The 19795-nt window shown below is 68.7% G+C and carries 20 protein-coding genes; 12 read left to right on the forward strand and 8 right to left on the reverse strand.

Annotated elements, in window-relative coordinates:
- Nucleotides 1-154 precede the first annotated feature (154 nt).
- Complete coding sequence (locus tag HCA44_RS15335) at nucleotides 155-1609, forward strand: FAD-dependent oxidoreductase (protein ID WP_169649895.1); 1455 nt, start codon at nucleotides 155-157, stop codon at nucleotides 1607-1609.
- On the opposite strand, the gene HCA44_RS15340 is transcribed toward HCA44_RS15335, so the two are convergent.
- The 7 genes from HCA44_RS15340 to HCA44_RS15370 form a co-directional block, all read right to left on the reverse strand.
- A complete protein-coding gene (locus HCA44_RS15340) occupies nucleotides 1591-2418 on the reverse strand; it encodes an ABC transporter permease (protein ID WP_169649897.1) in 828 nt (275 codons plus the stop codon). The genes HCA44_RS15335 and HCA44_RS15340 overlap by 19 nt on opposite strands.
- Nucleotides 2415-3407 carry an ATP-binding cassette domain-containing protein gene (locus HCA44_RS15345; RefSeq protein WP_169649899.1) on the reverse strand — a complete coding sequence of 331 codons (993 nt, stop codon included), beginning with the start codon at nucleotides 3405-3407 and terminating at the stop codon, nucleotides 2415-2417. Before HCA44_RS15345 ends, HCA44_RS15340 begins: the two co-directional genes overlap by 4 nt.
- Before the next feature lie 106 nt (nucleotides 3408-3513).
- A complete protein-coding gene (gene menE, locus HCA44_RS15350) occupies nucleotides 3514-4662 on the reverse strand; it encodes an o-succinylbenzoate--CoA ligase (protein WP_169649901.1) in 1149 nt (382 codons plus the stop codon).
- A gap of 71 nt (nucleotides 4663-4733) precedes the next feature.
- Nucleotides 4734-5039: a DUF3349 domain-containing protein gene (locus HCA44_RS15355; protein ID WP_169649903.1), complete on the reverse strand. Its 306-nt coding sequence runs from the start codon at nucleotides 5037-5039 to the stop codon at nucleotides 4734-4736.
- Complete coding sequence (locus tag HCA44_RS15360; protein WP_169649905.1) at nucleotides 5036-5395, reverse strand: DUF3349 domain-containing protein; 360 nt, start codon at nucleotides 5393-5395, stop codon at nucleotides 5036-5038. The genes HCA44_RS15355 and HCA44_RS15360 overlap by 4 nt, the downstream gene beginning before the upstream one ends.
- A gap of 78 nt (nucleotides 5396-5473) precedes the next feature.
- Complete coding sequence (locus HCA44_RS15365) at nucleotides 5474-5734, reverse strand: hypothetical protein (protein ID WP_169649907.1); 261 nt, start codon at nucleotides 5732-5734, stop codon at nucleotides 5474-5476.
- A complete protein-coding gene (locus HCA44_RS15370) occupies nucleotides 5731-6957 on the reverse strand; it encodes an inorganic phosphate transporter (protein WP_169649910.1) in 1227 nt (408 codons plus the stop codon). Before HCA44_RS15370 ends, HCA44_RS15365 begins: the two co-directional genes overlap by 4 nt.
- Before the next feature lie 367 nt (nucleotides 6958-7324).
- Between HCA44_RS15370 and HCA44_RS15375 the strand changes: the two genes are divergently transcribed.
- From HCA44_RS15375 to HCA44_RS15395, 5 genes are all read left to right on the forward strand, one after another.
- Nucleotides 7325-8707 (forward strand): ABC transporter substrate-binding protein, encoded by a 1383-nt coding sequence (locus HCA44_RS15375; RefSeq protein ID WP_169650029.1) that lies wholly within the window; start codon nucleotides 7325-7327, stop codon nucleotides 8705-8707.
- A 115-nt stretch (nucleotides 8708-8822) separates the two neighbouring features.
- A complete protein-coding gene (locus HCA44_RS15380; protein WP_169649912.1) occupies nucleotides 8823-11102 on the forward strand; it encodes an ABC transporter permease in 2280 nt (759 codons plus the stop codon).
- Entirely contained in the window at nucleotides 11089-11889 is an 801-nt protein-coding gene (locus HCA44_RS15385) for an ABC transporter ATP-binding protein (protein WP_169649914.1), read from the forward strand. The genes HCA44_RS15380 and HCA44_RS15385 overlap by 14 nt, the downstream gene beginning before the upstream one ends.
- Nucleotides 11886-12665, forward strand: coding sequence for an ABC transporter ATP-binding protein (locus HCA44_RS15390; RefSeq protein ID WP_169649916.1), 780 nt, complete (start codon nucleotides 11886-11888; stop codon nucleotides 12663-12665). Before HCA44_RS15385 ends, HCA44_RS15390 begins: the two co-directional genes overlap by 4 nt.
- Nucleotides 12662-12994: a hypothetical protein gene (locus tag HCA44_RS15395; RefSeq protein WP_169649918.1), complete on the forward strand. Its 333-nt coding sequence runs from the start codon at nucleotides 12662-12664 to the stop codon at nucleotides 12992-12994. The genes HCA44_RS15390 and HCA44_RS15395 overlap by 4 nt, the downstream gene beginning before the upstream one ends.
- Before the next feature lie 55 nt (nucleotides 12995-13049).
- Here HCA44_RS15395 and HCA44_RS15400 read toward each other — a convergent pair whose 3' ends face one another.
- The gene (locus HCA44_RS15400; protein ID WP_169649920.1) at nucleotides 13050-13685 is read right to left on the reverse strand and encodes a TetR/AcrR family transcriptional regulator; all 636 of its coding nucleotides are present in this window, start codon (nucleotides 13683-13685) and stop codon (nucleotides 13050-13052) included.
- A gap of 205 nt (nucleotides 13686-13890) precedes the next feature.
- On the opposite strand from HCA44_RS15400, the gene HCA44_RS15405 reads away from it, so the two are divergent.
- From HCA44_RS15405 to HCA44_RS15430, 6 genes are read left to right on the forward strand one after another with little or no spacing between them, the layout of a single operon-like run.
- The gene (locus tag HCA44_RS15405) at nucleotides 13891-14628 is read left to right on the forward strand and encodes a 3'(2'),5'-bisphosphate nucleotidase CysQ (RefSeq protein ID WP_240945566.1); all 738 of its coding nucleotides are present in this window, start codon (nucleotides 13891-13893) and stop codon (nucleotides 14626-14628) included.
- The gene (gene cysD / locus HCA44_RS15410) at nucleotides 14625-15530 is read left to right on the forward strand and encodes a sulfate adenylyltransferase subunit CysD (protein ID WP_169649924.1); all 906 of its coding nucleotides are present in this window, start codon (nucleotides 14625-14627) and stop codon (nucleotides 15528-15530) included. Before HCA44_RS15405 ends, cysD begins: the two co-directional genes overlap by 4 nt.
- Entirely contained in the window at nucleotides 15530-17443 is a 1914-nt protein-coding gene (gene cysN, locus HCA44_RS15415) for a sulfate adenylyltransferase subunit CysN (RefSeq protein WP_169649926.1), read from the forward strand. Before cysD ends, cysN begins: the two co-directional genes overlap by 1 nt.
- Before the next feature lie 17 nt (nucleotides 17444-17460).
- Entirely contained in the window at nucleotides 17461-17820 is a 360-nt protein-coding gene (locus HCA44_RS15420) for a nuclear transport factor 2 family protein (protein ID WP_169649928.1), read from the forward strand.
- 11 nt (nucleotides 17821-17831) lie between these two features.
- A complete protein-coding gene (locus HCA44_RS15425) occupies nucleotides 17832-18614 on the forward strand; it encodes an SDR family oxidoreductase (RefSeq protein WP_169650031.1) in 783 nt (260 codons plus the stop codon).
- Between the two features lie 23 nt (nucleotides 18615-18637).
- Nucleotides 18638-19780 carry a sulfotransferase gene (locus tag HCA44_RS15430; RefSeq protein WP_169649930.1) on the forward strand — a complete coding sequence of 381 codons (1143 nt, stop codon included), beginning with the start codon at nucleotides 18638-18640 and terminating at the stop codon, nucleotides 19778-19780.
- Nucleotides 19781-19795 lie beyond the last annotated feature (15 nt).

The raw sequence follows: 19795 nt of genomic DNA on the forward strand, positions 1-19795 counted from the left end.
TCCGCCCACCGCCGCCAGGGCAGGCTGTGGGCGTTCCGCGTAGCGGGATCGGCCGCTGCCGTCGGGTTCCCCGGCGAGCACAGTCGCTCGACAGGCCGTCACTCGACACGGCACGGCCGAACCGACACGGACCACACCGAAACAGGAGGAACACATGACCGACGCCGCCGGGGGACAGACCGTCTCGGAACAGTGCGACGTGATCGTGGTCGGTGCCGGTGCGGCGGGCGCCGCAGCGGCCCTCGCCGCACACGCGGCAGGGGCGACCGTCGTGGTGGTCGACAAGGGCGACGAGTCGACTGTGGGAGGCAACACTCGGGTGTCGGGCGGAGGCTGGTTCGTGCACGACGATCCGGCTCGTGCAGCGACCTTCCTCCGAGCGCTGTGCGGCGACTACCCGGTGGCGGACGAGGTGGTGGAGGTGTGGGCGCGCGAGACCGCCGGGAACTCGCGGTGGCTGAAAGAGCTCGGGGCCGACGTGGGACGCAGCGGTGACTATCACGTCGAAGCCGAGTACGCGGGTGTACCGGGAAGCGAGTGCTACCTGGGCATGGACACCGTCGGCGGCCGCATGGGGGAGGGCTTGCTCGCCGACGTCCTGGCGAAGGCGTTGGCGGCTCGTGGTCTCGCGCCGCGGCTCTCGACACGGGTGGTCGCTCTGCTCACGGACGGTGGCGCGGTGACCGGAGTCGAGGTCGAAGGACCGTCCGGTACTGCGCGGCTGCGGGCCCGGGGCGGCGTGGTTCTCGCGACCGGCGGGTTCTCGGCGAATCCGTCGATGGTGCGCGACTACCTGCGGGTCCCGGAGTACGTGCGGTGGGGTTCGCCGCTGTCGACCGGAGACGGCCACGCGCTCGCCCAGTCCGTCGGCGCCGACCTGTGGCACATGGACAACATGATGACGATCGAGGGTGTGCGGGGGGCCGGCGACGCCGGGTTCTTTCTGATGGCGGCCGCGTCGCACTTCGTGTACGTGGCGAAGGACGGTCGACGTTTCGTCGACGAATGCGCCGCCAACCGGCACGGTCACATCGACCGCAACGGCACCCTCGAGCTCTTTCCGCTCCGCCCGTTCCACATGGTGTTCGACGAACGCATGCGCGTCGCCGGGCCGCTGAGCCCGCCGCGTGGAGTCCTTCCGGTCGGGTGGAAGATGCTCGTCGAAGGCGACGCGTGGAGCGAGGACAACAGCGCCGAGATCGAGTCGGGTCTGATCGCCCGTGCCGATTCGATCGAGGATCTCGCGCGGGCGATCGGCGTCGACCCGGAGACGCTGGGGCGCACGGTCGCCGCATACAACGCGGCGTGCGCCACAGGCCGGGACGACGCCTTCGGTCGACCGGCGGAGCGGCTCGGGCCGGTCGCGCAGCCGCCGTTCTACGCGCTCACGGTGACCCCGCTGCTGGGGTGGAGCAACGGCGGGCCCCGACGGGACGAACGTGCCCGGGTGCTGGACACACACGGGCACGTCGTCCGTGGGCTGTACGCGGCGGGTGAGCTGAGTTCGACGTACAGCTGGGCCAAGGACGGCGGATTCCACATCGCCGACGCCCTCGCCTTCGGCCGGGTCGCGGGGCGCGACGCCGCCGCTCAGGCCTTGCGCATGTAGGCGCGCACGGTGACCGGAGCCATGATCGCGACGATGACGGCGGCACCGACGAGGGCCCACACCAGATCCATGCCCGCATGCCCGTTGTTGGCGAGTTCGCGGACCGCCGTCACGAGGTGCGAGACCGGGTTGATCTTCACGAACGCCTGCATCCAGCCGGGCATCGTGTCGGCGGGAACGAACGCATTGGACATGAACGTGAGCGGGAAGAGCACGAGCATCGAGACACCCTGCACGGTCGATGCCTTGCGCATCACGACGCCCATCAGCGCGAAGATCCAGCTGATCGCGAACGCGCACACCATCACGAGCAGGCCGGCGGCGACGACCCCGACCACGCCGCCGCCTGGCCGGTAACCCATCAGCAGGCCCATCACGAGGGTGATGGTCGTGGCGATCGCGTAGCGCACGACGTCGGCCGTCAGCGCGCCGGACAGTGGGGCGATACGCGCGATCGGGAGCGACTTGAAGCGGTCGAACACGCCCTTGTCCATGTCCTCGCGCAACTGGGTGCCCGTCACGATCGACGTCGTGATCACGGTCTGCACCAGGATGCCGGGGATGATGATCGGCAGGTAGCTCGCCACGTCACCCGAGATCGCGCCACCGAAGATGTACGTGAACATCAGGGTGAAGATGATCGGCTGGATCGAGACGTCGAACAGCTGCTCGGGGTTGTGCTTGATCTTCAGCAGCCCGCGCCGCGCCATCGTCAGGGTGTTGCGGACGGCCTGGTCGAGGCCGATCCGGCCGGCCGCCTGGGGAGTGGCGCGGACGGCTGCGCCGGGTCGTTCGATCGTGGTGGTCATGCGATGCTCCGTTCGGGTTCGGTCGTGTCGCCGGGGGCGTCGTGACCGGTGATGGTGAGGAAGACCTCGTCGAGGCTGGGTTTCTGCACGGTGATCTCGTCGACGGCGATGCCTTCGTCGCGCAGCCGGATGAGTAGTTCCGGCGTGATCGACGCATCGGTCAGCGGCGCGGTGAGGCCGCCGGCCTCGGGGGTGACCGACACCTCGACGCCGAGGAAGCCGGACAGGATCACCCGCGCGCGCTCGGTGTCGGTGCGGTCGACCAGTACGAGACCCAGCGACGACGTGCCGACGGACGCCTTGAGTTCGTTCGCGGTGCCGTCGGCGATCACGCGGCCGCGGTCGATCACCGCGATACGGTCGGCGAGCTGATCGGCTTCGTCGAGATATTGCGTCGTCAGCAGGACCGTCGACCCGTCGGCGACGAGGCGGCGGATCGTGTCCCACATCTGTGCGCGGGTGCGCGGATCGAGGCCCGTGGTCGGTTCGTCCAGGAACAGCAGCGGCGGGTGCGAGATGAGGCTCGCCGCGAGGTCGAGACGCCTGCGCATGCCGCCGGAGAAGTTCTTCAGCGGCTTGTCCGCGGCCTCGGTGAGGCCGAATTCCTCGAGGAGTTCGGTCGACTTGCGTTTCGCGTCGCGCCCGCTCAGGCCGAGCAGGCGGGAGAAGATCATGAGGTTCTCGGTCGCCGACAGGTCCTCGTCGACCGACGCGTACTGACCGGTCACGCCGACGAGCGAGCGCACGGCGTTGGGTTCGGCGACGACGTCGTGGCCGAAGACGCGGGCCCGCCCGCCGTCCGGCCGCAGCAGGGTCGCGAGCATCCGGACGGTCGTCGTCTTGCCCGCGCCGTTGGGGCCGAGGACGCCGTACACGGTGCCCTGCGGCACCGCGAGGCTCACGCCGTCGACGGCGCGCTGCTTGCCGAACAGCTTGACCAGCCCGTCGGCCTCGATCGCGGGGACGGCGGAGTGCGGTGAAGAAGTCATGCCGACTACGGTGCCGGGCACCTCTTGCACGGCCCTTGCGTTGCGCTTGCACGGCACGGCCACACGCGCGCGTGGGATCGTCGGTGCAGGTCAGCGCCCTGCCGGGTCAGCGGGAGATTCGCGTGACGAGTGCGCGGCGGTCGATCTTGCCCGGGCCGCGCAGCGGCAGCGCGTCGACGACGAACAGCTCGCGGGGGCACGCTGTCCTGTCCACCGTGCGTCCCGCGAACTCGCGCAGCGACTCGAGCGTGGGCGTGCGATCGGCGGCGGGCACCACGACCGCGACGACGCGCTGCCCGAGCCGGTCGTCGGGAACACCCACGATCGCGCATTCGCGCACGTCCGGGTGCCCCGCGAGCGCGGCCTCGACCACCTGCGGGACCACCGTGAGTCCGCCCGTCGAGATCGCCTCGTCGAGCCGCCCGAGGATGCGCAGCACGCCGTCGTCGAACACGCCCGCGTCGTCGGTGCGGAACCAGCCGGACTCGGCGAACGCGGGATGTTCGGGCAGCCCGCGATAGCCCGATGCGAGTACCGACCCGCCCAGCAGCACCCGGCTGTCGCCGTCGATCCGGACGCGGACGCCGTCGAGCGGGACGCCGTCGTACACGCAGCCACCGCACGTCTCGCTCATGCCGTACGTGCGGACGATCGTCAGGCCGGCGGCGCGGGCGCGTTCGAGCACGGGGATCGGCAGTGCCGCGGCGCCCACCAGGATCGCGTCGAGTTCCGCGAGCGCCGCGACCGCGTCCGGCACGTCGAGGGCCTTGACCAGTTGCGTCGGCACGAGGGACGAGTAGCGGCGCGGACCGGGCATCGCCGCGATCGTGTCGGGCAGCGCGTGCGGGTCGAATCCGCCCGACACGTCGAGCACGGTCGGCTCGGTACCCGACAGCACGCTGCGCAGCAACACCTGCATGCCCGCGATGTGCTGCGCGGGCAGTGCGAGCAGCCACGAGCCCGTGCCGCCGATACGGCGGTGGGTCGCGTCGCCGCTCGCGCGTAGCGCCGAGGCGCTCAACTGGGCACCCTTCGGCACACCCGTGGTGCCCGACGTCGCCACGACGAGTGCGACGTCGTCGTCGATCGGGGTGTCCGGGGCGAGCGCGGCGGCGAGCCGCGCGGTCTCACGCGCGTCGCTCGCGGGCACCGGCAACCATGCGGGGCCGCGACCTGCGAGGGCGTCGGCGAGGGTGGGCAGGAGCGCGTGGACGCCTGCACCGGTGGGGACGGGAAGCGGACGGAGAACGGACACGCTGTCAGATTGTCACGCGCACGAATCGCGGCCGCGCGCAGGCATCCGGATCGGAATCGCGCGCCCGCGGCTCATTCGGGCGACGGGGGATCGGTGAGTGGCCACCCGCCGGCACGCAGGTGACGACGCACGCGGTCGACGTCCGACTCGAGCGGCATCTCGTTGGTGACCTTCGTGACCAGTACCGCGATGTCGGTCTTGTCGATCGGGAGGTCGCCGTCGTCGACGAGGCGGTCGGCCACGGCCGCGACCTCGCTCTCGGTGAGGCGCCTGCTGAGCAGTGCGAACAACGGGACGTAGTCCTGTTCGGGCACGCCGTCGGGATACCCGGCCCGCAGCCACGCGACGATCGACGTCAGCAACGGGGGCATGCTCATCCGTCCCTGTCCCCGGCCGCGTCGGCACTGTCCGTCTCGGTGCCACTGTCCGTCTCGGCGTCCTCGACGGGCCAGCCCGCCCGGGCCAGTACCGCGGTGACGCGGTCGATGTCCTCGTCGGTCGGCTCCTCGTGCGTGACGTCGGCGATGACGCGCACGAGATTGTCGTAGTCGACGACGCGTTCGGGATGGTCGCCTGCCGTGTCGATCGCGAGCGCGACGACGTCGTCGAGTTCGGCTGCGGTCAGCCGGCGGCGCAGCACGGCGAGCAGCGCGAAATGGTCCTTCGTCGGCACGCCGTCGGGGTAGCCCGCGCGCAGCCAGTCGAGGACCGCACCGATCGAGTTCTTCACCACGGGTACCTCATTTCGTCGGGGGAAACACTGCCGTGCGGCGCGTGGAGCGCGGGTGCGACGCGCGGGTGCGGTGCTTCCTCAGAAGAAGTTCAGGCCGAACGTGCCGGCCAGGAAGTCCTTCGTCAGCATCAGTATCCCAGCGGCGATGGCAATCAGCACGACGGCGAAACACAGCCACGCGCCGACGTGCGCGAGCGGGCTCGTGCGCCCGTGCTCGTCGCTGCCGGAGTCGAGCACGCGCAGGCCGAGAGCGAACAGTGCAGGCAGGCCTGCACCGAACAGCAGGCCGACCGCGACGACCTGCCACAGCGAGTCGAGGGTGTCGGTGAGGAGTGTCATCGGCGGCCCTGTCGCAGCGGATCGGACTCGGAGGGGAGGTCGGTGTCGGGCGAGACACCGTGGGCCGACGCAGGCAGCGTGTGCCCGTCGTCGGAGCCGCCCTGCCACTCGTCGTTGACATTGCCCGCGTGGACGGGTTGCCGCTGCGAGCGCAGGAACATGTAGCCGGCGAGCGCGCACAGCGCCGCGAACACGACCACGACGCCGGGCAGTCCGCCGATCAGATGCGCGACGGCCCAGCACACCGCCCCGACGACGGCCGCCGACGGCAGGGTGACCAGCCACGCCACGACCATGCGGCCCGCGACGCCCCAGCGCACCTCGGCGCCTTTGCGGCCGAGCCCGGTGCCGAGGATCGAGCCGGTCGCGACGTGCGTCGTCGACAGCGGGAGGCCGAAGTGGCTGGACGTGAGGATGATCGCCGCGGACGACGACTCGGCGGCCATGCCCTGCGGCGCCGCGATCTCGACGAGACCCTTGCCGAGCGTGCGAATGATGCGCCATCCGCCCAGATAGGTGCCGAGTGCGATCGCGACGGCACAGGTGAACTTGACCCAGAAGGGCATCTCGTCGTCGGCGGTGAGGGAACCGTGCGCGACGAGCGCGAGGAAGATGACGCCCATCGTCTTCTGCGCGTCGTTCGTGCCGTGCGCGAGCGAGACGAGCGAGGCCGACCCGATCTGGCCGAGCCGGAAGCCGCGTGTGCGCCGGTCCTCGGACACCGAGTCGGTGAGCTTGTAGACGAGGCGGGTGCCGACCGCGGCGACGAGTGCCGCGACGACGGGCGCGAGGAGGGCAGGCACGACCACCTTGCCGAGCACGCCGCCCCACTCGACACCGCTCATGCCGAGCGACGCGATCGCGGCACCGATGAGGCCGCCGAACAGCGCGTGCGACGAGCTCGACGGCAGGCCGAGGAGCCACGTCGTGAGATTCCAGATGATGCCGCCGACCAGACCCGCGAACACGATGAGCAACAGCGCTTCGCCGCTCACGGTGCCGAGGTCGACGACCCCTTTCGCGACAGTCGCGGCGACCTCGACCGACAGGAACGCGCCGACGAGGTTGAGCGTGGCGGACAGTGCGACCGCGACCTTGGGGCGCAGAGCTCCGGTCGCGATCGAGGTGGCCATCGCGTTGCCCGTGTCGTGAAAGCCGTTGGTGAAGTCGAAAGCGAGGGCCGTGACGACCACGACCAGTAGGACGACGAGCTCTGCGGTCACGCATCGATTGTGGGGGATCGGCCGCGCAAAAGTACAGCCGCGCACGTGTACGCGGCACGAGGGGCGAGCCCGCGCGCTGTGGTTCCCGAGAATGCCGGTCCACGTCACTTTCGGGTAGGCGATGTGGCGAAGCTCACCCCGAAGTCCCACTGACCGAGAACGTCCGGTCCCAGTGGCCCCGTCGTCGCTACTTTCGCCGCCACACCTGGGGAAATTCCTTTTGTCCTGGTGGTTGCACAGGCAGCGCCGTGTCCACGGCGGCGCTGCGAACGAGCAGAAGGAGGCCCTCGTCGTGACATCGATTTCGGAACCACCGGTCAGCCGGTGTCGGCGCAGGCGCGGTCGCAAGGCGGTGACGGCCGCGGCGATGCTCGCGGCCGCGGTGCTCACGATCACGTCGTGCGCCACGGAACGCGGGGCGTCGCCGATCGGCAGCGGAACGCAGGCCGCGGAGGCGCAGGAGAGTTCGGGCGGGTCGCAGGACTTCGGCACGCTCGAATCGCCGTGCGGCGAGGGCGACGCGAGCGGCGCCACCGATCAGGGAGTCAGCGACACCGAGATCAAGATCGGCTACGGCGACGACCGCGGCTACGCGCAGAGCCCCGGACTGAACAAGGAGATGTCCGACGCCGTCACCGCGATGATCGACTGGTGCAACGAGCAGGGCGGTATCAACGGCCGCACGATCGTCGGCACCGACTACGACGCCGCGATGACGCAGGCGAACACGGTGATGCAGGAAGCGTGCCGCTCCGAGTTCATGATGGTCGGCCACGGCTTCGCGATGGACCAGACCGCCGAGCAGACCCGCGTCGCGTGCAACATGGCAGCGGTTCCCGCGTACACGGTGTCCCCGGACGCCGCGAACGGCCCTATGACCTTCCAAGGGGTGCCCTTCCCCGTCGACTACGCCAACGGCGCCGCGTGGTTCCAGATGGCGAAGATGCATCCGGACATGCTGAAGGACTTCGACCTCGTCGGATCGACGATGCCGACGATCATCACGTCGTTGCAGAAGACGCGCTCGATGGCGGAGGCCGCCGGGTTCGAGCTCAAGAACTGCGGCGTCACGATCAACTACCAGGGTGAGCCCAGCTACCTGCCGTTCGCCGAGAAGTACAAGCAGTGCGGCGTCAAGGGACTGTGGACGTCGCGGTCGCCGGTGCCCAACGAATTCAACTTCTTCAAGGCGGTCCAGCAGGTGGGCCTCGACCCGATCATCTTCGGTGAGGCGACCTGGTACGCGGACACGGCCAGCGAGTTCAACGAGGGCTCGGGCCTGCTCGACAACCTCAACGCCGACATGACCTTCCAGATGCTCGAGAATGCCGACGAGGTGCCCGCGGTCGCGAAGTACCAGGAGCTCGTCGAAGCGCAGGGCGGCAAGACCGCGCTGCTGGGTATGCAGGCGACGTCGTCGTTCCTGTTGTGGGCGACGGCCGCGAAGGAATGCGGGTCGGATCTCACGCGTCAGTGCATGATCGACGAGCTCGCGAGCATCCACGAGTGGGACGGTGGCGGCCTGCACGCGGTGACCGATCCGGGCAAGAACATGCCGGCGAAGTGCGGTCTGATGGTCGCGCTCGAAGGCGGCGAGTACACGCAGGCGTTCCCGGAGAAGAAGGCCGAGTTCGACTGCAGTGACGAGTATCTGATCAAGACCGAGCCGTCGACATGGGGCACCGAACTGGGCCCCGACCGCATCTCCACCAAGTACCTCGGCCCGAACGTGATCAAGCCGCAGGTCTGACCGCACCGGTCACCACCGGGCACGCCGGGGCGGTGCCGGATCCGGTACCGCCCCGCACGCTCGGACCACTGCGAGTCCACCCGACCGGCGGGTCTCCACTGACAAGGGTTAGCTCATGGACACATTCGTGACGTTCACGATTCTGGGCCTCGTGCTCGGATCCGTGTACGCGATCGCCGCCTCCGGGCTGGTGCTCACCTACAACACTTCGGGGATATTCAACTTCGCTCACGGCGCGCAGGCCATGCTCGGCGCGTTTCTCTACTGGCAGCTCACGATCGGCTGGGGGATGCCGACGCTGCCTGCCGTACTGATCGTGCTCTTCGTGTTCGGGCCGATGATGGGCCTGGGCCTGTACGTCGTCATCATGCGCGGTCTGCGCGACACCGCGGATGTCACCAAGATCGTGGTCACGGTGTCGGTGATGCTGGGGATGCTGTTCCTCTCACAGTGGTTCTGGCACCCGGAGAAACCGCGCACGCTGCGCATGTTCTTCGGCGACGACGCCAAGATCACCGTCCTCGGCGCCACCGTGCGGGTGCACGAGTTGCTGTGCCTGGCTGCGGCGGTCGCGATCGCCGTCGGCCTGCGGCTGTTGTTCACCCGCACCCGGATGGGCGCGACGATGCGCGGCGTCGTCGACGACCCGGACCTGCTGCGGCTCAGCGGCCACAATCCCGAACGCATCGCGGGCTTCTCGTGGGCACTGAGTTCGATGCTCGCGGTGCTCGCCGGCATCCTCATCACCCCGATCAGTGGTGGCACGCTCGAAGCGAACCTGTTGACGCTGCTCGTGATCGATGCGTTCGCGGCCGCGATGTTCGGCCGCCTGCGCAGCATCCCGCGCACATTCGTCGGCGCGATCGTGCTCGGCATGTCCGGGACCTACCTGCTCGGGTATGCCCCCTCGACCTGGACCTGGACGTCGAACCTGCGGGTGTCGCTGCCGATGATCGCACTGTTCGTCGTACTGATCGTGCTGCCGCACGACCGCCTGCGCGGGGCCGCGGTGCGCACGCGCGAGCGCTATCACGTGCCGAGCGTGGGCAAGGCGATCGTGTGGGGCGTCGCGCTCGTCGTGATCGTGTTCCTGATCCGGCTGCTGATGGTCGAGTCGGCCGTGACCACACTGACGATCGGCATCTGCTTCGCGATCGTCGCGCTTTCGCTCACCGTGCTCACCGGCTACGCGGGCGAGATGAACCTCGCACCACTGTCGTTCGGCGCGATCGCGACGATCGTCGTGTACCACTTCGGGATCAGCGGATCCGGTCTCGCGCAGCGGCTCACGCTGATCGGCATCGTGGCGGGCGTGATCGTCGCGGCGCTCGTCGGCGGGCTCGTCGCGCTACCCGCGTTGCGCCTGCGGGGGCTCTACCTCGCACTCGCGACGATGGCGTTCGGCGTGTTCCTGTCGAACATGGTGCTGCGCGACACCACCGAGCACGAACTGTTCGGCGTCAAGTTCTCGCTGTTCACCGGCGGCAACCTGGTGATCCCGCCGCTGAAGGTCGGTCCCGTCGATCTCGCCGACCCGACGACCTTCCTGATGACCGTCACCGTCGTGTTCGCGGTCGTCGGCGTCCTGCTCGTGGCACTGCGCAACAGTGGATACGGCAGGCGGCTGACCGCGATGAAGGACAGCCCCGCGGCGTCGGCGATGCTCGGGCAGAACCTGGTGAAGCTCAAGCTGAGTGTGTTCGTCCTCTCCGCGGCCATCGCGGGTCTCGGCGGCATCCTGATGTCGTCGGCGATGGGCTCGGTGTCCGGCGAAACCTTCACGATCGTCATCAGTCTCACGCTGCTCATGCTCACGGTCGTCGCTGGCATCGGCTACGTCAGCGGCGCGTTCTTCGGCGGCGTCATGGCCGGTGTCGGCTTCTCGATCATCATGGTCTCGTTCAACAACCTCGCCAAGGCGCAACCCGATCTGGAGGGGCTCTACCTGTTGCTCGGCAACATCGCCGCGGTCAGCCCTGCGCTGATCGGTATCGGCGTGGGCCACAACCCGTCCGGAACCGTGCACCAGGTGGTCGAGGGGTACCGCAAGCTGCGTGACGCCAAGCCGGTGCTCGCAGGCGGTGCCGCGATCGTCTCGGTGTCCTACCTGCTCGCGCTCACCGGAGTCCTCGACAACTGGTGGTTCGCCACCATCACGATCGTGACGGTGTTCGCGCTGCCGGTGGCGGGCGAGATGATCATGCCCACCGCGGTGCTCGGTCCGGAGGAAGCGGCGCGCAGGCGCCCTCTCGACCCCGAGACGGTCGGGCTCGGGGAGCCGTACGACGACGACACCATGGCCCGCGTCGACCGCGAACTCGGGCTGCCGGCCGAACCGCGACGCCGTGCCCCCGCGACCCAGCACAGCAAGGAGCTCACCGATGTCGTCTCCTGATTCCGAAGCCGCCGTCGCGGCTCGCCCGATCCTCGAAACCCGCGGCATCACCGTGCGATTCGGCGGTCACGTGGCGGTGAACGACGTGTCGATCGCGGTGCGGGCCGGCGCTGTGACCGGCTTGATCGGGCCCAACGGCGCCGGCAAGACCACGCTGTTCAACACGGTCACCGGCCTGCAGAAGCCGACGGCAGGGCGGGTGCTGATCGACGGTGAGGACGTCACTCGCAAGGCCCCGTACAAGCGGGCGCGCAAAGGTCTCGCACGCACCTTCCAGCGGCTCGAACTGTTCCTGTCGCTGTCCGTGCGTGACAACATCCGGGTCGCGGGCGACATCCACCACACGGGGCTGGTCCACCACGCGGGACGAGGAGGCGCCGGGGTGCGCCACCGGCGCGACCTCGACGCCGAAACCGACCGATTGCTCGAGCTGACCGGCCTCACCGACGTCGCGGACCAGGACGTCTCCGACATCCCGACCGGCCGTGCGCGCGTCGTCGAGGTCGCGCGGGCGCTCATGACCGATCCACGCGTGCTGTTGCTCGACGAACCCGCGTCCGGCCAGACGGAGAAGGAGACCGAGGATTTCGCCGAGTTGCTCGTGCGGCTCGCCGCCGACGGGCTCGGGATCTGTCTCGTCGAACACGACCTGCCGCTCGTGATGAAGGTGTGCTCGCACATCCACGTTCTCGACTACGGGTCGTGCATCGCGTCCGGCGACCCCGCACAGATCCAGAACGATCCCGCGGTCGTCGCGGCCTACATCGGAACGGAGGAGGTCGCATGAACACGCCCGCTGCCGGAATCGCTGCGCAGCACGAGGCAGTCTCGCCGGGAACGGGTTCGGCATCCGACGCCCCGGCACCGTTGCTCGAACTCGTCGGCGTGCGCGCCGGGTACGGTCCCATCGAGGTGCTCCACGGAGTCGATCTCGCGCTGCGACCGGGCGCGGTCGTCGCGCTGCTCGGGCCGAACGGCGGCGGCAAGACGTCGACGCTGAAGATCTGTTCGGGCTTGCTGCCGGTTGCGTCGGGCGAATTCCGGCTCGCAGGCCGGTGTGTCAACGGTGTCGACGCGGCGGCGCTCGCGCGCCTGGGCATCTGCACGATCCCCGAGGGCCGCGGCATCTTCGCGAACCTCACCGTGCGAGAGAACCTGTGGGTCGCGACCGGCACCGGGACCGATCTCGCCCGCCTCGAAGAGATCGCGTACGGACGCTTCCCGATCCTCGGGAAGCGTCGTGACCAGCTCGCCGGATCGATGTCCGGCGGCGAACAGCAGATGCTCGCGCTGTCGCGTGCTCTGGGTACGAGCCCCACGGTGCTGCTCCTCGACGAACTGTCGATGGGACTCGCGCCACGCGTCGTCACCGAGATGTACGACGTCGTCGGGCAACTCGCAGACGAGGGCTTGTCGATCCTCGTCGCCGAACAGTTCGCCCGCGCCGTACTGCCGATCGCGACCACGGCGGCCCTGATGCTGCAGGGCCGCGTCGTCCGCATCGGCGACCCCGCCGAGATCGACCGTGAACTTTCCACCAGTTACCTAGGAGGACAACGATGACCGCAACCGCGGAGGACCGGCGGGACCAGTTCGAGAAGGACGTGGCCGCGTTGAAGTCGAAGACCGGGGGCAGCGGACGCGCCGACGCCCGCGCCCGTATCGGCGGTCTCGTTCTGATGGTGGTCGGCGTGATCGCGTCGTTCGTCGTCTACCTCGCGTCGCTCAGCCTCGACGACCCGCGCAATATCGCGTCGTACCAGATACTTGCATCGGCGCTGCTCGCGGTCACGGTGATCGGCGGCGCGCTCTATCTGGCCGGCGCGGTGTCGCGCGTGCTGCGGCTGTGGCTGCTGCGCCAGCTGTACGAGAACCGGCGGGACGAGTCGTAGCCGACCGGCCGGGTCGGGGCGGTCGGGGTCCGGTCGGGCGGGCGCCGTGTCGGGCTCAGCGGCTGATGCCGCGGGTGATCGCGTCCGCGGTGAACTCGACGAGGTCCGCTGGATCCAGATGAGCCGCCCAGTTGTTGACGAGCGTGTCGGCTACCCCCATGAGGCCCGAGAGCACGAACGGCAGCATCGCCGGATCTTCCCGCAGCGGTCTGCCTTCCGCCTGCGCGGCCTCGGTGATCGCCCGCAGCAGTTCGGCGTTGTACTGCTCGGCCGTGACGCGCAGGCGACCGACCGACTCGCGCGCGGTGCGGCGCGCGCCCGTGGAGTCGCGGCCCTCGCGAGCATCCAGGTCGCGCCATACCGCGGCGAGGCGTCCGATGCGCGCCCACTGTCGCGCAGATTCGGGGATGACGGCAGCGACGAGCGCCGCGACTCCACGGTCGCGGGGAAGCGCGGCCACGAACCGTGCCGATTCGAGCTGGCTCTCGTTGAGCAGTGTCGCGAAGATGTCCTGTTTGTCGGTGAAGTACTGGTAGATCAGCCCGGTGCTGGTGCCGGCACGTGCCGCGACGGACCGAATGGTGAGCGCGGTGTACCCCCCTTCGTCCAGCAGCTCGGCCGCGGCGTCGAGAGTGCGGCGTCGCCGGGCCTCGGCGTCGCCGTAGATCGACTTCCCGTTCGGAGAACTCACGAGCTCACCGTAGCGGGCGAGCTGCGCGGTGTCCGACTCGGAGCAAAGAATGAACAATGTTCGATCTGGGATTGAACTTTGTTCATTCTGTGGTTACCGTCACGGGGTGACCCGAGAAACAGCGGACACCACGCCGCATTCCACGGTCGGTCCAGACCGTCACGACCCAGACCGTCACGACCCAGACCGCCGCGACCCGGACCACCTGGTCGCCGCCGACCTCGCCACCGCTGCGGGCCGACTGCTGCTCGCGCACCGCGCCGACGCCGAAAGGCGGGTCCTGCCGGCCGCGGACGTGCGCGCCGCGGGCGACCGACTGTCGCACGAGTACCTCGTCGCCGAACTCGCGCGAGTGCGCCCGGCCGACGCCGTGCTCTCCGAAGAGGGCGCGGACCACGCCGACCGGCTCACCGCCGAGCGCGTGTGGATCGTCGATCCGCTCGACGGCACCCGCGAGTTCGGCGAAGCCGGCCGGACCGACTGGGCGGTACACGTCGCGCTCGTGGAGCGCGGAGATCTCGTCGCGGGTGCGGTCGCACTTCCCGCGCTGGGGGTGACCTACTCGAGCGCTGACACCGCCCCGCTGTCCGGCACCGAATCCCCGGTGCCCGCGCGTCCGCGCGTACTGGTCAGCCGCACCCGACGACCCGAGGCCGTCATGACGATGGCGTCAGCGCTCCGGGCCGAGCTGATCGAGATGGGCTCGGCGGGCGCCAAGGCGATGGCGGTCGTGCGCGGCGACGCCGACGTCTACGCGCACACCGGCGGCCAGTACGAGTGGGACTCCGCGGCGCCGGTCGCGGTCGCCCGGGCGGCCGGTCTGCACGTCTCACGCCTCGACGGCTCACCTCTCGTCTACAACCAACCGAATCCGTGGCTGCCCGATCTGCTGGTCTGCAGGCCCGAACTCGCCGCGGACGTCCTGGAGGTACTCGCCCCGTGACCCGCACACTGTCTCATCTCGACCGTCTCGAAGCCGAGAGCATCCACATCATGCGCGAGGCCGTCGCGCAGAGCGAGAACCCCGTGATGCTCTACTCGGTCGGCAAGGACTCCGCGGTGATGCTCCACCTCGCCCGCAAGGCCTTCCACCCGTCGAGGCTGCCCTTCCCGCTCCTGCACGTGGACACCACGTGGAAGTTCCGCGCGATGTACGAACTGCGTGACAAGAGCGCGGCGACAGGCGATTTCGACCTGATCGTGTACCAGAATCCCGAGTGCCTCGAGAAGGGGATCAATCCGTTCACACACGGCAGCGCCACACACACCGACATGTGGAAGACAGAAGGGCTCAAGCAGGCACTCGATCTCCACAAGTTCGACGCGGCGTTCGGCGGCGCGCGCCGCGACGAGGAGAAGTCCCGTGCGAAGGAACGTGTCTTCTCGATCCGCTCGCCGCAGCATCGGTGGGATCCCAAGCGGCAGCGTCCCGAACTGTGGCACACGTACAACGTCCGCAAGTCGCCCGGCGAGAGCCTGCGCGTGTTCCCGCTGTCGAACTGGACCGAACTCGACGTGTGGGAGTACATCCGGCGCGAGGACATCCCGATCGTGCCGCTGTACTTCGCAGCCAAACGCCCCGTCGTCGAGCGCGACGGAGCTCTCATCATGGTCGACGACGACCGGATGCCGCTGCGCCCGGGTGAGGTTCCACAGTGGAAGAGCGTCCGTTTTCGCACGCTCGGCTGTTATCCGTTGACCGGCGCGGTCGAGTCGACGGCGACGACGCTCACCGAGATCATCCAGGAAATGCTCCTCACCACCACGTCCGAACGCCAAGGGCGTGTCATCGACCACGACAGTGCGGCGTCGATGGAGAAGAAGAAGCAGGAGGGCTACTTCTGATGGGCGACAATACTTCCGGACAGGATTCCCTCCTCGTCCACGATGTCGAGCAGTATCTCGAGCGGCACGCGAGCAAGGGCATGCTGCGGTTCCTCACGTGCGGCAGCGTCGACGACGGCAAGAGCACGCTGATCGGTCGGCTGCTGTACGAATCGAAACTCGTGTTCGAGGACCAGCTCAGTGCTCTCGAAACCGATTCGCGCAAAGTCGGGACGCAGGGAGAGGGACTCGACTTCGCGTTGCTCGTCGACGGTCTCGCGGCGGAGCGCGAACAGGGGATCACGATCGACGTCGCGTACCGCTACTTCACCACCGATCGTCGCAAGTTCGTCGTCGCGGACACCCCGGGGCACGAGCAGTACACCCGCAACATGGTCACGGGCGCCTCGACGGCCGATCTCGCGGTCATCCTCGTCGACGCCCGCAAGGGCGTGTTGACGCAGACCCGCAGGCACTCGTATCTCGTGGCGCTCCTCGGTATCCGCCACGTCGTGCTCGCGGTCAACAAGCTCGATCTCGTCGACTACTCGCGCGAGGTTTTCGAGGAGATCTCGCGTGAGTACACGGAGTTCGCACAGCGCATCGGGATCGCCGAGGTCGTCGCGATCCCGATGTCGGCCTACCGGGGCGACAATCTCACCGAACGCAGCACGAACACGCCCTGGTACGACGGCCCCACTCTGCTCGACCACCTCGAGACCGTGCCCGTCGACGACGACCGGCGCGCAGGCCCCTTCAGGATGCCGGTGCAGTGGGTCAATCGCCCCGACCTCGATTTCCGCGGTTTCGCGGGCCAGATCGTCGGCGGCACCGTTCGTCCCGGCGACCGCCTGCGGGTGCTGCCCGGCGGCCGCGAGTCCACCGTCGACCGCATCGTCACGATGGACGGCGACCTGGGCGAGGCAGTCGACGGACAGTCCGTCACGATCACCCTGGCCGACGAGATCGACGTCAGCAGGGGAGACGTGCTCACCGCGGCCGACGCACCGCCCGGTGTCGCCGACCAGTTCGAGGCGCACGTCGTGTGGATGGGCGAGGACGACATGCTTCCCGAACGTCCCTACCTGTGCCGCGTCGGCACGATGACCGTGCAGGCCCGCATCACCCGGCCGAAGTACAAGATCAACGTCAACACGCTCGAGCACACCGCGACGAACACGCTCGCGCTCAACGAGATCGGTGTGTGCAACCTCAGTTTCGACCGCCCCGTGCCGTTCGACGCGTACGACGCCAATCGTGACATGGGCGGCTTCGTGCTGATCGATCGCATGACAGGCACCACCGTCGGCGCCGGAATGATTGCGCACTCGCTGCGCCGGTCGGACAACATCCACTGGCAGGCCGTCGATGTCGACGCCGGAGCGCGATCCGCGCTGAAAGGCCATGAACCCCAGATCCTGTGGTTCACCGGGCTGTCCGGATCGGGTAAGTCGACGATCGCGAACGAGCTCGAACGCAGGCTGCACGCCCTCGGCTGTCACACCTACCTGCTCGACGGCGACAATGTGCGCCACGGACTGAACCGCGACCTCGGGTTCACCGAGGCAGACCGCGTCGAGAACGTCCGTCGCGTCACCGAGGTCGCCCGGCTGATGGCCGATGCCGGACTGATCGTGCTGGCGTCGTTCATCTCGCCGTTCCGCGCGGAGCGCGATGCTGCGCGCGAGTTGATCGGCGCAGACCGGTTCTGCGAGGTGTTCGTCGACACACCGCTCGAGGTCGCCGAGGAGCGCGACCCCAAGGGCCTCTACAAGAAGGCGCGGCGCGGCGACCTCGTCAACTTCACCGGTGTGGACTCGCCGTACGAGGCGCCGGAAAACCCGGAACTGCGGATCGACACGACCGTGACGTCGCCTGTCGATGCCGGGACCCTGATCGTCGAATTCCTACGCGGCCGGGGAGTGCTCGCGTGACACACGAAGGAGGAAAGGTGCCTACCCGCGACGAGATCTGTTCTGCCGTCGACGCCTACGTGAAGCATCTCGCGAGCCACGATGTCGACGCTCTGGTGTCGCTGTTCGCGGACGACGCCGTGCAGCACGAGCCGATGGGCGTGCACACCTATCGAGGAATCGCCGAGATCCGGGCGTTCGACACGGAGAATGCGAAGGTCGACTTCACCGTCAGCCGGCACTCGCCGATCACCGTCACCGGACGGTTCGCCGCGATGCAACTCCGGGTGCAGCGCGAGGGTATGCCCGACTTCCTGTCCACCGATCTCTTCGAGTTCGACGGCAACTGCAGGATCGTGTCCCTGAGCGTCGTACTGGACCCGCAGGCGCACGCGTGACCGCGGCACTGATGCCGGCGATGCTCGACGGGAAGGTTCTCCTCGTCTCCGGTGTCGGATCGGGGCTCGGGCGGTCGGTGGCGGTGCGTGGCGCGAGGGCAGGCGCCCGCGTCGTGCTGGCCGCGCGCACCGAGTCGCGGCTGACCGACGTCGCCGCCGAGATCGCCGAGCTGGGCGGCACTGCGCTGTGCGTCCCGACGGACCTCACCGACGACGCGTCCGCGACGAACCTCGTCGACACGGCGCTCGCGGAGTTCGGCACCGTCGACACGGTGGTGCACAACGCGTTCGTGCAGCCACCCCACGAGCGCCTGCTCGACACCGAGTTCGAGTCGGTGCGGCAGGGCCTGGACATCAACCTGCTGGCGGCGCTGAACCTGACCCGCAAGCTCGTCCCGGCGCTGGAGAAGTCCCAGGGGTCGGTCGTGATGATCAACTCGATGGTGCTGCGCAACCAGCTGCCGAACTTCGGGGCCTACCGGGTGATGAAGGCCGGGCTGCTCGCGCTCGCCCGCGGCCTGTCGGTGGAGATGGGCCCGATGGGCGTGCGGGTGAACTCCGTGGCACCGGGCTACATCTGGGCCGAGCGGGTGCAGCGGATGGTCGACAAGCAGGCCGAGCAGCGCGGTGTCGATCCCGCCGAGATCTACGCCGAGATCGCCGCGGGCACCGACCTGCGGCGGCTGCCCGAACCCGACGACATCGCGAACGCGGTGCTGTTCCTCGCCTCCGACCTTGCCCGCGCTGTCACCGGGCAGTGCCTGGACGTCAACTGCGGGCACGCCCACCACTGATCGATTCTCACAAGGACGTACGGATGACACACGACTACGACGGCATCGGTTCCATCGAGGACCTGCACGCGCAGGCCCGTGACGAGACCGGCCTCACCGACTTCGGTGGCGACGACCATCTCGAGGGTCTGCGGATTCTGCTGGACTCGTTCGCGAACGAGGCCGACCTCACCCCGCACGGGCGCGTGATCGCCCGGAAGATGATCGTGTCCGCGCTCCGGAGCCGGTTGATCAGCGAGGCCGCATTCGCGCGTCACCCCGAGCACGTCGACACCCCGATCGAGCGACCGATCTTCATGTGTGGACTGACCCGCACCGGCACCACCGCGCTGCATCGCCTCCTCAGCGCAGACCCTGCCCACCAGGGCGTCGAGATGTGGCTGGCGGAGGCGCCGCAGCCTCGTCCCGCCCGTGAAACCTGGCCCGAGAACCCCGATTTCGTCCGCTGTGACGCCTTCTACCGGGCGCGTCAGGCGAACGAGGCGGACCTGATGAAGGTCCACTTCATGGGTGCCGAAGAGGTGGAGGAATGCTGGCGACTGCTCCAGCAGACGATGCGCTCGACCTCGTTCGACACCATCGCGTACGTGCCGTCGTACACGCAGTGGCTGGCGAAGCAGGACTGGACCGACACCTACGCCCGCTACAAGAAGAACCTGCAGCTGATCGGCATGAACGATCGTGACCGCCGCTGGGTGCTCAAGAGCCCGAGCCACGTCTTCGCGATCGACGAGATCCTGACGGTGTTCCCGGACGCGCTGTTCGTCCGCACCTTCCGGGACCCGCACACCTCGATGGCGTCGACGTTCAGCCTCGCCGAGCAGGGCGGGCACGGCATGTCGAAGGCCTTCGACCGCACGACGATCGGACGTACCCAGCTGGACCTGTGGGCGCGCGGGAACGCGCACTTCCGTCAGGCCCGGGCCCGACACGACCCCGACCAGTTCGTCGACGTCGACTACCGGGACTTCGTGGCCGACCCGATCGGGACGGCCGAGGAGATCTACACCCGGTTCTCCCTGCCGTTCTCCGACGAGGCGCGCCGCGCGATCGCCGTCGCCCACGAGGCCAGCCTCGCCGACCATCGTCGACCGTCGCACACGTACTCGCTCGAAGACTTCGGAATCGCCTCTGCCGACGTCGACGCCAAGTTCGCCACCGTCTGACCCCTCACCCGGATA

The organism is Rhodococcus sp. HNM0569 (assembly GCF_012726205.1).
In the GTDB taxonomy this organism is placed as follows: Bacteria; Actinomycetota; Actinomycetes; order Mycobacteriales; family Mycobacteriaceae; genus Rhodococcus_F.

What these genes read in the sequence shown, in the direction of transcription:
- HCA44_RS15335 (WP_169649895.1), top strand. Translation starts at nt 155, where the DNA reads ATGACCGACGCCGCCGGGGGACAGACCGTCTCGGAACAGTGCGACGTG.
- HCA44_RS15385 (WP_169649914.1), top strand. Translation starts at nt 11,089, where the DNA reads ATGTCGTCTCCTGATTCCGAAGCCGCCGTCGCGGCTCGCCCGATCCTC.
- HCA44_RS15365 (WP_169649907.1), bottom strand. Translation starts at nt 5,734, where the DNA reads ATGACACTCCTCACCGACACCCTCGACTCGCTGTGGCAGGTCGTCGCG.
- HCA44_RS15380 (WP_169649912.1), top strand. Translation starts at nt 8,823, where the DNA reads ATGGACACATTCGTGACGTTCACGATTCTGGGCCTCGTGCTCGGATCC.
- HCA44_RS15375 (WP_169650029.1), top strand. Translation starts at nt 7,325, where the DNA reads ATGCTCGCGGCCGCGGTGCTCACGATCACGTCGTGCGCCACGGAACGC.
- HCA44_RS15430 (WP_169649930.1), top strand. Translation starts at nt 18,638, where the DNA reads ATGACACACGACTACGACGGCATCGGTTCCATCGAGGACCTGCACGCG.
- HCA44_RS15395 (WP_169649918.1), top strand. Translation starts at nt 12,662, where the DNA reads ATGACCGCAACCGCGGAGGACCGGCGGGACCAGTTCGAGAAGGACGTG.
- HCA44_RS15425 (WP_169650031.1), top strand. Translation starts at nt 17,832, where the DNA reads ATGCCGGCGATGCTCGACGGGAAGGTTCTCCTCGTCTCCGGTGTCGGA.
- HCA44_RS15390 (WP_169649916.1), top strand. Translation starts at nt 11,886, where the DNA reads ATGAACACGCCCGCTGCCGGAATCGCTGCGCAGCACGAGGCAGTCTCG.
- HCA44_RS15340 (WP_169649897.1), bottom strand. Translation starts at nt 2,418, where the DNA reads ATGACCACCACGATCGAACGACCCGGCGCAGCCGTCCGCGCCACTCCC.
- HCA44_RS15345 (WP_169649899.1), bottom strand. Translation starts at nt 3,407, where the DNA reads ATGACTTCTTCACCGCACTCCGCCGTCCCCGCGATCGAGGCCGACGGG.
- cysN (WP_169649926.1), top strand. Translation starts at nt 15,530, where the DNA reads ATGGGCGACAATACTTCCGGACAGGATTCCCTCCTCGTCCACGATGTC.
- HCA44_RS15355 (WP_169649903.1), bottom strand. Translation starts at nt 5,039, where the DNA reads ATGAGCATGCCCCCGTTGCTGACGTCGATCGTCGCGTGGCTGCGGGCC.